General features: G+C 60.7%; 11 protein-coding genes. 6 read left to right on the top strand and 5 right to left on the bottom strand.

The features are described 5' to 3' along the window. Positions 1-43 precede the first annotated feature (43 nt). Positions 44-2,371 (top strand): FdhF/YdeP family oxidoreductase, encoded by a 2,328-nt coding sequence (locus ARUE_RS12380; RefSeq protein WP_014922001.1) that lies wholly within the window; start codon positions 44-46, stop codon positions 2,369-2,371. A 27-nt stretch (positions 2,372-2,398) separates the two neighbouring features. On the opposite strand, the gene ARUE_RS12375 is transcribed toward ARUE_RS12380, so the two are convergent. The 3 genes from ARUE_RS12375 to ARUE_RS12365 all read right to left on the bottom strand — a co-directional run bounded on the left by ARUE_RS12375 (position 2,399) and on the right by ARUE_RS12365 (position 4,516). Then, positions 2,399-3,037, bottom strand: coding sequence for an MBL fold metallo-hydrolase (locus ARUE_RS12375; RefSeq protein WP_011774999.1), 639 nt, complete (start codon positions 3,035-3,037; stop codon positions 2,399-2,401). Further along, positions 3,034-4,119, bottom strand: a complete 1,086-nt coding sequence (locus ARUE_RS12370) for an S-(hydroxymethyl)mycothiol dehydrogenase (protein WP_043470339.1) — start codon at positions 4,117-4,119, stop codon at positions 3,034-3,036. Before ARUE_RS12370 ends, ARUE_RS12375 begins: the two co-directional genes overlap by 4 nt. 139 nt (positions 4,120-4,258) lie before the next feature. Next, complete coding sequence (locus ARUE_RS12365) at positions 4,259-4,516, bottom strand: mycoredoxin (RefSeq protein ID WP_014922000.1); 258 nt, start codon at positions 4,514-4,516, stop codon at positions 4,259-4,261. Between the two features lie 149 nt (positions 4,517-4,665). On the opposite strand from ARUE_RS12365, the gene ARUE_RS12360 reads away from it, so the two are divergent. Continuing rightward, complete coding sequence (locus ARUE_RS12360; RefSeq protein ID WP_187329879.1) at positions 4,666-5,430, top strand: SOS response-associated peptidase; 765 nt, start codon at positions 4,666-4,668, stop codon at positions 5,428-5,430. A gap of 3 nt (positions 5,431-5,433) precedes the next feature. On the opposite strand, the gene ARUE_RS12355 is transcribed toward ARUE_RS12360, so the two are convergent. Beyond that, positions 5,434-5,823, bottom strand: a complete 390-nt coding sequence (locus ARUE_RS12355; RefSeq protein ID WP_014921999.1) for a hypothetical protein — start codon at positions 5,821-5,823, stop codon at positions 5,434-5,436. A 58-nt stretch (positions 5,824-5,881) separates the two neighbouring features. Next, on the bottom strand, positions 5,882-6,418 hold the full coding sequence (locus ARUE_RS12350; RefSeq protein WP_014921998.1) for a TetR/AcrR family transcriptional regulator: 537 nt from the start codon (positions 6,416-6,418) through the stop codon (positions 5,882-5,884). 52 nt (positions 6,419-6,470) lie between these two features. Between ARUE_RS12350 and ARUE_RS12345 the strand changes: the two genes are divergently transcribed. From ARUE_RS12345 to thrS, 4 genes are all read left to right on the top strand, one after another. Further along, positions 6,471-7,532, top strand: coding sequence for an FAD-dependent monooxygenase (locus ARUE_RS12345; protein ID WP_014921997.1), 1,062 nt, complete (start codon positions 6,471-6,473; stop codon positions 7,530-7,532). Between the two features lie 80 nt (positions 7,533-7,612). Continuing rightward, on the top strand, positions 7,613-7,957 hold the full coding sequence (locus ARUE_RS12340) for a DUF6504 family protein (RefSeq protein WP_014921996.1): 345 nt from the start codon (positions 7,613-7,615) through the stop codon (positions 7,955-7,957). Positions 7,958-7,960: 3 nt separating this feature from the next. Further along, complete coding sequence (locus ARUE_RS12335) at positions 7,961-11,479, top strand: DNA polymerase III subunit alpha (RefSeq protein ID WP_014921995.1); 3,519 nt, start codon at positions 7,961-7,963, stop codon at positions 11,477-11,479. 151 nt (positions 11,480-11,630) lie between these two features. Next, positions 11,631-13,640: a threonine--tRNA ligase gene (gene thrS, locus ARUE_RS12330; RefSeq protein ID WP_011774991.1), complete on the top strand. Its 2,010-nt coding sequence runs from the start codon at positions 11,631-11,633 to the stop codon at positions 13,638-13,640. The last annotated feature ends 19 nt before the right edge of the window (positions 13,641-13,659 follow it).

The following is a 13,659-nucleotide window of genomic DNA, read 5'->3' as shown; positions in this document are numbered from 1 at the left end:
TGAGGTAGACAGGTATCCCGAGCACGCGGATCGCGGTAGAACAATGAGCCGGAGAAAGCGCCCTATTGAGGACTCTGACGTAGACATCAGCGTCAGCGCGCCCAAGAGATCCGCCGCGGGATTGCCAAGTCTGAGCGAAACACTTCCGCATGCCATGGCTGACATGGGCCCCTCCCGGGCATGGAAGACACTGCGGGCCGTCAATCAAAAAGACGGTTTCGATTGCATGAGTTGCGCCTGGCCTGACCCGCCGGAACGTAAAGCGGCTGAATTTTGCGAGAACGGTGCCAAGGCCATCGGCTGGGAAGCTGAACCACTCAAAATTCCCACGCAGTTCTGGGCCGAAAACACCTTGAGTGCCTTGGAGTCCAAGTCTGAGTATTGGCTTGGTCAGCAAGGCAGGTTGGTGGAGCCGGTCTTTAAGGCTGCAGGGTCCGATCATTATGTTCCTGTCAGTTGGGACCGGGCATTCGAAGTAGTGGCCCGCGAGCTGAACGGTCTTGAGAACCCGGACCACGCGACGTTCTATACGAGCGGAAGAACAAGCAACGAGGCCGCGTTCCTTTATCAACTTTTCGTGCGGGCGTACGGAACCAATAACCTTCCCGACTGTTCCAACATGTGCCACGAATCCACGGGTGTCGCCATGGGAGCGACCGTCGGAGTCGGAAAGTCAGCCATCACCTATGCGGACTTTGCCCAGGCTGACCTGATCATCATCATGGGTCAGAACCCGGGAACGTGCCATCCCCGGATGCTCACAGCCCTGGAGGAAGCGAAGGAAGCAGGCGCCGGGATCGTGGCCGTGAATCCCTTGCCTGAAGCCGGGCTGATTAATTTTCGGAACCCACAACGTCCCCGTGGTTTGGTGGGCAAAGGCACCGACCTGGCGGACCAGTACCTGCAGATCCGCCTTGCCGGGGACATGGCACTGTTGCAGGCTCTGTCCAAGCGTGTCCTGGACGCCGAGAGGGCTGCCCCCGGAACAGTGCTGGACCGCACGTTCATTGATGAGCATTGCCAAGGCTTCGTCGGGTTCGCGGCCCATCTGGCCACGCTGAACGAACGCGATGTCCTTACCGCGACAGGGCTCACCAGCGCGGACATCGATGATTTGGCCGCCAGGTACCTCCGCGCTGAAAAAGTCATCATCACGTGGGCCATGGGCATCACGCAGCATAAGAAAGCTGTCCCCACCATCAAGGAGATCATCAACCTGCTTCTGTTGCGCGGCAACATCGGCAAACCCGGTGCAGGGCCGTGCCCCATCCGTGGACACAGCAACGTTCAAGGTGACCGGACCATGGGCATTTGGGAGAAGATGCCGCCACGGTTCCTGGAGGCAATCCAGCGGGAGTTCGGATTTGATCCGCCACGGAATCCTGGCGTCGACGCTGTGGACAGCATCAAGGGCATGCGGGATGGCGGGATCAAAGTCCTGATCGCGTTGGGCGGCAACTTGGTGCACGCGATTTCAGACACCACGGTGGCTGAAGCGGCATTAAGGAAAACCCGATTATCAGTCCAAATCTCAACGAAACTGAACCGGTCTCATGTGGTGGTTGGTGAGCAGGCCCTGATCCTGCCAACGTTGGGGCGGACGGAGATCGACAGACAGGGCGGCGTAAAGCAGTTTGTCACCGTGGAGGACACCGTTTGTGCGGTGCATCGCTCAATGGGTCCGCTGGAACCCATAGCCCCGAACGTCTTGTCCGAAGTGGCCATCGTCAGCCGCATGGCCCAAGCTGTCCTGGGCGATAAAGTGCCGGTTGACTGGGCCGGGCTGGGACGCAACTATGACGCCATCCGGGATCACATATCCCGCGTCGTGCCGGGGTTTGAGGATTTCAATGCCCGCATCCGCGAGGAGGATGGCTTCGTCTTGCCTCACGGGCCAAGGGACAGCAGGACATTCCCCACAGCAACGGGCAAGGCCATGTTCTCCGTCAACGAGCTTGAAACCATTGTGATTCCGCGGGGCCGCCTGCTTCTCCAGACGATCCGGTCACATGATCAGTTCAACACCACCACGTACACCTTGAATGATCGCTACCGGGGCATAAAGAAAGGCCGCATGGTCCTCCTGGTGAATCCATCGGACCTGGCCGAGTTGGGTTTCGAGGACGGCGGTTACGTGGACGTTCACAGCGAGGCCGACGACGGTGTGGACCGTGTCTTGCCCCAGTTGCGTTTGGTCTCCTATCCCAGTGCACGGGGCTGCGCCGCTGCGTACTACCCGGAGGCGAACGTCCTTGTGCCGTTGGATTCTACGGCCGAGGAGAGCAACACTCCGGCCTCGAAGTCTGTCATGATCCGGCTTGAGCCGGCTGCCGCCCCGGTGTACGAAACGGCAGCCGGCCATCGCGGGTGATGCCGCGGACCTGGCTGCGATGGGTACTTAGTGGCCCCGTGCAATCCATTCATCCAGATGCGGCTTCTCTGCGCTGATGGTGGTTGAATCACCGTGTCCGGTGAGGACCACGGTTTCCTCAGGCAGTGGGAGGAGCTTGGTCCTGATGGACTCGATGATGGTGGGGAAGTCGCTGTACGAGCGGCCCGTCGCGCCGGGTCCGCCCTGGAAGAGCGTGTCCCCGCTGAACAGTGTTTCTTTGCTGGGCAAGTGGAATGAGACGGACCCTGGTGAGTGACCGGGAGTGTGGATCGCTTTCAGTGTTGCGTCGGCAACGGTGAACTCGTCTCCGTCAACGATTGCCACATCGGGGTCGATTTCGGGGAACACTGCCCGCCACAGCATCCAGTCGTCCTGGTGCAGATGGATGGGAGCTTTGACGAGCTCGCAAAACGCGCCCGCGGAACTGATGTGGTCGTCATGGCCGTGGGTTAGCAAGATGGCTTTGACCGTACGGCCGCCAACTGCCTCGCGAATGGCTTCGGGGTTGTGGGCGGGGTCGATGACGATGCATTCGGAGTCGTCGCCGATGATCCAGACGTTGTTGTCCACGTCCCAGGTTCCGCCGTCGAGGGAGAATGTCCCTGAGGTGACGACGCGGTCGATGGTGATGTTGCCGGTGCTCACAGCTCTACCACCGATCGCAGGACGGCGCCCTGGTGCATTTTGTCGAAGGCATCTTCTACCTGGTTGATGGTGATGCGCTCCGTCACGAACGCGTCCAGGTCCAGCTTGCCCTGTTTGTAGAGGTCCACCAGCATGGGGAAGTCACGGGAGGGCAGGCAGTCGCCGTACCAGGAGGACTTGAGGGAACCCCCGCGGCCGAAGACGTCCAGCAGTGGCAGTTCCAGGGTCATCTCCGGGGTGGGTACGCCCACCAGGACAACGGTTCCTGCGAGGTCGCGGGCGTAGAAGGCCTGCTTGTATGTTTCGGGACGTCCGACGGCGTCAATCACCACGTCTGCGCCGAAGCCGCCTGTCAGGGCCCGGATTTCTTCGACGGGGTCGCCAGCGGATGAATCCACGGTGTGTGTCGCGCCGAGTTCTTTGGCGCGCTCGAGCTTCTTTGCGTCGATGTCGACGGCGATGATGGTGGTGGCGCCGGCGAGCGCGGCACCGGCGATGGCTGCTACGCCCACGCCGCCACAGCCGATGACGGCAACAGAGTCTCCTCGTTTGACCCCGCCGGTGTTGAGCGCGGCTCCCAAACCTGCCATGACGCCGCAGCCGAGCAGTCCGACGGCGGCGGCATCGGCATCGGGGTCTACCTTGGTGCATTGCCCCGCGGCCACCAGGGTCTTTTCGATGAACGCGCCGATTCCAAGGGCAGGTGACAGTTCCGTGCCGTCTTCGAGCGTCATTTTTTGGGTGGCGTTGTGGGTGTTGAAGCAGTACTGGGCTTGGCCGCGGTTGCAGGCGCGACAGTTGCCGCACACTGCGCGCCAGTTGAGGACGACGCGGTCGCCGGGGGCGACGTCGGTAACGTCAGGGCCGACTGCGCTGACGACGCCGGTGGCTTCGTGGCCGAGCAGGAACGGGAAGTCGTCGCTGATTCCGCCGAGTTTGTAGTGGAGGTCGGTGTGGCATACGCCGCTGGTGAGAATGTCCACCAGGGCTTCGCCGGGTCCGGGTTCGGGAACCAGGATGGTTTCTAGGGTTGCGGGTGCGCCTTTGGAGCGGACGACGACACCTTTGACTGCGTGGACCATGGAGATGTTCCCTTCGGGCTCTAGGAGAGCAGGCCCCTTAATGAAGCAGGGCCCGCTACGGATTCCCATTCTGTCTATCACAGGTGGCAGACAGTGCGTGGATTGTTCCGTGCGGGCCCAACAGCGGCAGTGTGGGAGGCTATGCGGCCAAGCGGTTCTCGACCTCGGCGGCTGAGGGGTTGGTGGCCGCAGTTCCGTCAGGGAAGAGCACGGTGGGGACGGTGCGGTTGCCTCCGTTGAGCTGCTCGACGAGTTCGGCGGTGCCATCCACTTCTTCGATGTTGATCTCGGTGTAGCCGATGCCCTTGGCGTCCAGCTGCTTCTTAAGGCGGTTGCAGTAGCCGCACCAGGTGGTCGAGAACATGGTGATGGTGCCGGAGTCGGGAGTGAAGTCCACAGAGCTCTCCTCAGTGTTGGTCGTTTGCGCGGGATGGTTCGTTGCTATCAACGGTAACCCGCGTCGGAATAATTCCCGTTCGGCCGCGAAGCCGGGTTACGTCACATGGTGCGCTGGTGCGTTCTTGGAGGAGAGGGCAGACTGTTGCCATGTGTGGACGTTATGTGATGGCCCGTGCGGTGGGAGACCTGCTCGCCGATTTCGACGCTGAGCTTGAGAACGAGATTGCCCTTGAAAAATCGTGGAATGTGGCCCCGACGGATGCCGTTCCCATCGTGTTGGAGAGGCTCATCGATGAGGACGTGAAACGCCAGCTCCACGTAGCCAAGTGGGGTTTGGTGCCCTCATGGGCCAAGGACCCCAAAGGTGGTGCCAGGCTCATCAACGCGCGCAGTGAAACGTTGCTGGAGAAGCCGTCCTTCAAGAAAGCCGCTGTGGCCAGGCGTTGTGCGGTTCCGGCGGATGGCTACTACGAATGGAAGAAGGGCGAGGGCAAGAACAAGCAACCGTACTATGTGCACCCGGGGGACGGCCAGGGTTTGGTCTTCGCGGGCTTGTACGAGTGGTGGCGGGACCAGTCAGCATCCCCTGATGATCCGGGCCGTTGGTTGCTGTCCATGTCCATTCTGACTGCCGACACCCCAACAGCAGATGAGGCGCGAACAAGGCGCAGTGCCTCAGTGTTTGACGAACTTACGTCACTCCATGACCGGGTTCCGTTGCCCATGAGCACTGAGACGATGGAAGCGTGGTTGGATCCTAGGGAGAAGGACGCCCAAGGCTTGGTGGACATGGTCCGTTCCAGGGCACACGACGCGGCGGCCGGTTGGACGCTGGACGCGGTAGGGGCCGCCGTCGGAAATGTCCGTAACAACTCGCCGGAACTTATTGAACCGGTGGAAGGTCTCTTCTAGGAGTCAGAGGGCTTCGGTAACCGGCACGCCGGATTGGAATTCCCGGCCGTCGGCTTCGCTGAAGCCTGTCATGACGTGGCCTTTGCTGAGCCCGTGGATGGCAGACATCGGGAAGTTCCCCGTGATGACGTTGCCGGAGTGCTCCACGCCCTTGATGTCGTAGTTTTCCTCGGCACTGAGGGAGTGGTTGAAGGAATAGAACGAGATCGCCTCGCCGTTCATGAACTCGATGCCGAGCCTGCGCTGTGAGGAATAGTCCTCGCTTGCAGCAACAAGGCCCACGACGTAAGCGCCGGAGCCTGGTATGTTGCCATCGATTTCGAACCGTGCCACGAGGTTGTCGTCTTCGGCGGAGATGTTGACCTGCTTCAGGAGTGCGTCATTGGTGCTCATTCCACAATCCTGCTCTGTGGACCGGCTGCCGTCCACCCCTTGGGTGTCATCCTCACCCTTATCCCTCCAGGAGGCGCCGGAGGCTTCTGGCTACGGTGGCGCCGTCAATGTCCTGGCCTTTGCGGGCGGTCAGCAGGTGCATGGCCAGGCCGTCGCCGTAGTCGGACACTGCTTCGGCCCGGGCTCTTGCTTCAGTTATGCCCATGGCTTCAAGCAGTTGCGCCAACGCCGATACCAGCCGCTCATGCCCGGCTGCCACAACATCGGGCTGGTCGAGGGCAAAGGCGAACCTGGCTCGGGTCAGTTCGGCGTTCTCATGCGCGAGTCCCATGACCGCTCCGGCGATCTGCTCCGCCAAGGCGGCTACCGACGTCGGGATTTCCGTTCCACCGCGCTGGAGCAGGAGGCGGTCCCGTTCTTCAACACGGTCGACGGCGGCCCCCATCAGTGCTGCCCGGTTGCGGAAATAGTTCGAGGTGGTTCCGACGGCGACGCCTGCGTGGGCGTCTACGGCCCGGTGGGTGAGTCCCTTGAGGCCTTTGGCAGCAACCACGGCAAGGGCAGCGTCGGCAAGTTCTGTTCGGCGGTCCGGCATGGCGAAAGTCTAGCTTCAACCCCTATCACTACTACAAATGTAGTAGTACAGTGTGGCCATGGAAAAAGTGGACATCATTGGTGGAGGAATCGCCGGGTTGGCGCTCGCAGGACGACTCGACCCCGGCCGGTTCGACGTCACCGTGTATGAGCAGCGGACCGAACTCCCGTCCGTTGGAACTACCTTGGCCATGTGGCCGGAAGCCCAGCAGGCGTTGGCTGAGTTGGGGATACTCGGGGCCGTGCGGAGTCGCGGAGCCATTATCAAAGCCGGCGCACTTCGCCGTCCCTCGGGAGAGGCCCTGCTGTCCATGGAAGGTGAAGGGCTGGTAGGAGTGTCCCGCCCCGAACTGCTGAGACTGCTGGACACGGCGGTACCAGCTACCGTGCGCCGGGTAGCGCGGAGAGTGGATCGCCTGCCGGGCCATTCCGGGTTGACCGTGGGTGCCGACGGAGTCAACAGCATTGTTCGGCGGGACTTTTGGGGCCGGCGAAGTACGGCCAGGCCAACGCCGTTCCTTGCCGTCAGGGGCGTCGTTCCAGGAATCCCATCCCCTCAAGACGTAGGTGAATACTGGGGGCGCGGTCAGATTTTCGGCCTGGCACCTGCCGGAGGTGGAACCAACTGGTACGCCTCCTTCCGCTCAGACCTGGGCCCGGACAAGGTGGACGTCGCAGAGGCGCTTGAAGTGACCCGGGACCGCTATGCCAACCACGCACCCGCAGTGAAGGAACTCCTCGCCCTGGCCAGCCCCGAAACATCGCTTGCGCAACGCATCTGGACCACCCCGGCCCTCGGCCGCTACGCACGTAGGAACGTCGTGCTGGTAGGGGATGCCGCTCACGCAATGACCCCCAACCTGGGCAGGGGCGCCTGCGAAGCGCTCATCGACGCGGTGACCCTGGGGGGCCTGCTGAATGAACTGCCCACGGAGGAAGCGCTCGCCGCCTTTGGCAGGAAGCGGGTTATGCGAACACAACTTCTCAGGCTGGCTTCTTCCCTCATGGGGAGCGTGGCACTCGCACAGGGCGCACAACCATGGCGCGACGCTCTGCTGAAGCAGGTGGGCAAGAGCGTAGCGCGAACCCGGGAAAGGACCGGAACTTCGAAGTAGGTTTTGTGGGGGCGTCGGCGTAAACTGGATTTATTCGAACATACTTTCGAATAAGGTTTCCGGCGTAAAGAGGTGTGGATATGGGGCTGTTCAGCGAGTCTGTCGGAGTCATCTGCACCGACACAGGCCAGCCACAGGAAGTCCGCTGGAAAGGCACCCGGTACACAGTCACCAATGAACCGGTCCGATGGTACGAAAGGCGCCAATGGTGGCTTGAAGAGAACCGCGCACCACTGGGGACCGGCGCCGGATTGGTCGACCACGAAATCTGGCGTGTACAGCTCCTACCCACCGCAGCCGACGCCGAAACCAACCATTCCATCACCCTTGACCTCGTCCGGCACGTGGGCAGCGGACGCTGGAGACTCCTGCGCATCCACGACGCCGCACCAGCACGCGCCGAAGAACCCGAAGAAGCAGCGTGAACCTTGAGCTTTACCCACCTGCACGTCTCCACAGCCTTCAGCGCACACTACGGCGTCTCCTGGCCCGATGAACTTGCCCAAACAGCTGCAGCAAACGGAGCCACTGCGCTCGCCTGCACAGACAGGGACGGCCTATACGGCACCATCAAACACCTCAAAGCATGCATGGACGCAAGCATTGACCCCGTCGTAGGGGTGGACCTGGCAGTATTCGACGACGACGGCGACCACCGCACCCAAGTCGGGGGCCGCGTCGTCGTACTCGCCCACGGCAACAACAACGGCGCCGGGTACAGGGCACTCTGCCGCCTCATATCCGACGCCCATGCACGCACCTCAGGAAAAGCCGGGGGAGCAGTCCCTGCTGCAGTCACACGGGGAGAACTCGCCTCAAGAACCCTTGACCCCAAAACCCTCAAACCAGTCCTGACAGTGCTGATAGGACCCGACTCCGACGTCGGCCTTGCCATGGGGGGCCGCAAATACCTCAGGCCCAGAACCCTCTTCAAACAGTGGATCGACGCCATGCCCCCCGGCACCATGGTCGCCGAAGTTGTATCCCACCTCAGCGCCCCGGGAGAGCCGCTCAGCACAGCCCACGCAGTGCGCATGCTCAAACTCGCCCTCGAATACAACATCCCCGCAATCCTCAGCAACGCAGTCCGCTACTGCGCCCAGGACGGCGCCGCCACCGCAGACGTCCTCGACTCCGCACGCACCCTCAAATCCCTCCCGGAACTCTCAACAGCACCCCCGCTGCAACCAACCGGGATGCTCCAACCAACCGGGCAGGGCTGGCTGAAGACACCGCAGCAAATGCTCCAACTCGGTAAAGAAATCATGAACGCCGCAGGCCAAGGAAAAGCCGACCTCACCAAACTCCTCGCAAACACCGAAGCGCTCGCAGACAAATGCCGCATCAATCCTGTCCTCGATATGGGATGGAAAAAACCCGTAGTCCCCGAGGCCTCCATCATCGGCATCGACGCAGACCCCATGCTTGAACTCACCCAACGCTGCGAAGCCGGAATCACCAGAAGGTTCCCGGGCATCAACGGAGATGCTGAAAAACACCTGCGCTCGCGGTTGGAGCACGAACTCGGGATCATCGGCAGGCTTGGCTTTGCCTCCTACTTCCTTACCGTGGCAGAAGTTTCACGGATGATCCTGGATATGGGGGTCCGGGTTGCCGCGAGGGGATCCGGTGCCTCAAGCCTGGTCAACTACTTGATCGATATCAGCCAGGTTGATCCGATCCGCCATGACCTCATCTTTGAACGCTTCCTATCCGGCCGGCGGTCCACCCTTCCAGACATTGATATTGATGTGGAAAGTGCTGAAAGGCACAACGTCTACCGAAAGATCTTTGACCGCTTTGGGGCCGAACGGGTCACCCTGATGAGCATGCAAAACGGCTACAGGGCACGTGGTGCAGTTCGTGATGCCGGCATGGCCTTGGGGATGCCGGACGATGAAGTCGGTGAGATCGCCAAGCAACTGTGGAGATTCTCTGCACGCAAATTCCGTGAGGCCTTGGTTGAGAAGCCCGAGCTGCGTGATTTTGCCGGGCGGGTGGAAAGGGGAGCCTTGGAGGAGAACCAACAGCTGGACCTGTTGGTTGACCTTACCGAAAGGCTGGATCGCCTTCCCCGGCACATCTCCATGCATCCTTGTGGAGTGATTCTGGGAGATGCCACACTGCTGGATCGAACACCCGTCCAGCCCAGTGGCTTGGGCCTGCCCATGAGTCAATTCGACAAACATGACATGGATCCCATGGGCATGCTCAAACTCGATGTCCTGGGAGTGCGCATGCAGAGTGCCATGGCCTTTGCGGTTCGGGAAGTGATTCGGCTGCATCCTTCCAAAGCTGAAGTGGTGGCAGCAGGCAGGCATCCAATCGAGCCGGGCGGGGATGGTCCTGACTACATTGCCCCTGACGGCAGGATCGACCTCAATGCCGTACCTTTCGACGACGAACCCACCTATGAGCTGATACGCAGTACCCACACGCTTGGTTGCTTCCAGATCGAATCGCCGGGACAACGGGAACTCATTGGAAAGATGGCTCCCCGGGAATTCAACGACCTCATCATCGACATCTCGCTTTTCAGGCCCGGACCCATGAAATCCGACATGGTGCGACCCTTCCTGGAACACCGGCACGGCTTTGCTCCTGAGATATATCCCCACCAGGACCTCAAGCCAGTCCTGCAGGAAACACACGGGGTGACTGTTTTCCATGAGCAGATCCTGAAGACCTTCCACGTCATGACCGATTGCGGTTTGGACAGGGCCGACGAGTTTCGTCGGGCCCTGGGCGACGAAGTGCAGGAACCGGGAGTGGAGAAGTACTTCCGAAAGGAAGCGATCAAGAAATACAGTCCCGAAGTGGTGGACAAGGTCTGGGGAACCCTGAAAGCCTTCGGCAGTTTTGGTTTTTGCAAAGCCCACGGTGCTGCCTTTGCTGTGCCCACATATCAGTCTGCCTGGCTCAAGGCCCATCACCCCGAGGCCTTCCTCGCCGGGCTGTGGGAACACGATCCCGGGATGTATCCCAAGCGACTGCTCGTTGCTGAAGCCCGCCGGCTAGGCATTCCCATCCTGCCTTTGGATATCAACAGGAGCCAGGCTGAATACCGGGTGGAGAAAATCCAGCAAGGCACCAATCATGGAAAGCTCGGAATCCGCTTGAGCCTCACTGGGATCTATGGGCTATCAGGCGCAGAACTGAAGCGGATCGTGGCCGGGCAACCGTACGATTCCCTGGCAGACCTCCGGGCGCGGGCGAGGGTGAGTAAACCAAACATTAAAAGACTGGCCCAACTTGGCGCCTTTGATGCCTTGCACAAAGACTCCGGTGGAAAAGCGAACCGGGCCGACCTCGTACAACACTTGCAAGCACTCCAAAGCAACCCTTCCAAAAAAGCCACCGATGTCATTGAGGGACAACTGGCGTTTGCCTTGGGCGATGTGGAACTGCGGAACCTGGCTCCGGAACTGCCTGCGCCCACAATGGTGGACAACGTCAGGGCGGAACTCGATCTCATGGCTGTGGATGTCAGCGAGCACTTGATGGAAAGCCACCGGCCACTGTTGGAGAAGTTGGGAGTCACTACGGCTGACAAACTCCTCAGCCTGCGCAATGGGACCGAAGTCCTGGTGGCGGGGGTCCGGATAGCGACACAAACCCCGCCCATGCGGGGCGGGCGGCGCGTTGTCTTCATCAGCATCGATGACGGCACAGGTTGTGTTGACTCTGTCTTCTTCCATGAAGCCCAGGAAGAATCGGGGCCCCTCTTGTTTGGTACCCGCATGCTGTTGATTCGTGGAACCACCAGAAGGACCGGTCCCAAGGGAATCAGTCTGAGTGCCAGCAAGGCATGGGACCTCAGCCGGCCCGAAGCATTGCCATATTCCGAACTCTTGCCTGCCGAAGTTGGTCTACCGGATGAATACACCCACCACGGGCCCCTTCATGGCATCTCCAGGAACCTCGCCATCACTGGCCTGGGAAGCTGAACGCGCAGCAGAATCCTTCCTCGGGCAGCCGAATCCGGCCCCGGCGCGCTGCTTTGGCCGCCTTCGCTGAAGCGGATACGATTGACGGTGGCTGGCTGTGGTCCCCGTACGCCACAAGCTATGAAGCCTTAACTATGAATAGGAGACACCCGTGTCAGATGCCCAACAGATCACCCTCATCGTCGATGGCGAAGAGACCAAGGTGACGGAAGGGACTACCGGCGCGGAACTCTTCTTCGAGCGCCGCGACGTCGTTGTAGCCCGTGTCAATGGTGTACTCAAGGACCTTGACCAAGTCCTCACCGAGGGTGCAGACGTCGAGGGCGTCACCATCGATTCCCCTGATGGACTCAACGTTCTCCGCCACTCCACAGCGCACGTCATGGCGCAGGCCGTCCAGCAGTTGCGCCCCGAGGCCAAGCTCGGCATCGGCCCGTACATCACTGACGGCTTCTACTTCGACTTCGACGTCGCTGATCCGTTCACCCCGGAAGACCTGCGCACGCTGGAAAAGATGATGCAAAAGATCATCAACCAGAACCAGAAGTTCGTTCGCCGTGTAGTCACCGAAGAAGAAGCCCGCGAAGCGATGGCCAACGAGCCCTACAAGCTGGAGCTGTTGGGCAAGAAGAACGACGCAAGCGACGCGGCTGAAGGCGTCAATGTCGAGGTCGGCGCGGGCGACATCACGATCTACGACAATGTGGATCGCAAGAGCGGCGAGAGCATCTGGTGCGATCTTTGCCGCGGACCGCACCTGCAGAACACCAAAATCATCTCCAACGCTTTCGCGTTGACCCGTTCATCTGCGGCATATTGGCTCGGCAACCAGAACAACCAGCAGTTGCAGCGCATTTACGGCACCGCGTGGCCCACCAAGGAAGCCCTCAAGGCATATCAGGAACGCATAGCTGAAGCTGAGCGCCGCGATCACCGCAAGCTCGGCGTCGAACTGGACCTCTTCTCCTTCCCGGATGAGCTGGGCTCCGGCCTCCCTGTGTTCCACCCCAAGGGCGGCATCATCCGCAAGGCAATGGAAGATTACTCCCGTCAACGCCATGTGGACGCCGGTTATGAGTTCGTCTACACCCCGCACATCACCAAGGGACACCTCTACGAGGTTTCAGGCCACCTTGACTGGTACAAGGACGGCATGTTCCCGGCGATGCAGGTGGACGCCGAATTCAACGAAGACGGCAGCGTGCGGAAGCCTGCGCAGGATTACTACCTGAAGCCGATGAACTGCCCCATGCACAACCTGATCTTCCGCTCCCGGGGCCGATCTTACCGCGAACTTCCGCTGCGCCTTTTTGAATTCGGTTCGGTGTACCGCTACGAGAAGTCCGGGGTTGTGCACGGGCTGACCCGTGTCCGTGGCATGACACAGGATGACGCCCACATCTACTGCACCCGCGAGCAGATGAAGGACGAGCTCACCACCACCCTGAACTTCGTCCTTGGCCTGCTCAAGGACTACGGCCTGGACGACTTCTACTTGGAGCTCTCCACCAAGAACGAAGAGAAGTTCGTTGGTGACGATGCCGCCTGGGAGGAAGCTACACGCACTTTGTCCGAGGTCGCAGAGGCTTCTGGTCTGCACTTGGTACCGGACCCGGGTGGAGCAGCATTTTACGGCCCCAAGATCTCCGTTCAGGCAAAAGATGCTCTGGGCAGGACCTGGCAAATGTCCACCATTCAGCTGGACTTCAACCTGCCCGAGCGTTTCGAATTGGAATACCAGGCTGCCGACGGCACGCGCCAACGCCCCGTCATGATCCACCGGGCCCTTTTCGGTTCCGTGGAACGCTTCATGGGTGTTCTCACCGAGCACTACGCCGGGGCATTCCCTGCATGGCTCGCTCCTGTACAGGTAGTGGGCATCCCCGTCGCCGAGACGTTCAACGACTACATGTTCGACGTCGTCGGCCAGCTCAAGGCTGCCGGAATCCGTGCCGAGGTGGATATCTCCTCGGACAGGTTCCCCAAGAAGATCCGCACAGCCAGCAAGGACAAGATCCCGTTCGTCCTGATTGCCGGCGGCGAGGATGCGGAAGCAGGTGCGGTGTCGTTCCGTTTCCGGGACGGCAGCCAGGACAATGGAGTGCCCGTGGCCGAGGCGGTCCGCAGGATCGTTGACGCCGTCAAGAACCGCGAGAGCTGACGGAACGGACACAGAGACG

Origin of the sequence: Arthrobacter sp. Rue61a (genome assembly GCF_000294695.2) — a bacterium.
Lineage (GTDB): Bacteria > Actinomycetota > Actinomycetes > Actinomycetales > Micrococcaceae > Arthrobacter > Arthrobacter aurescens_A.
This window is presented reverse-complemented; position numbering and strand designations above follow the sequence as displayed.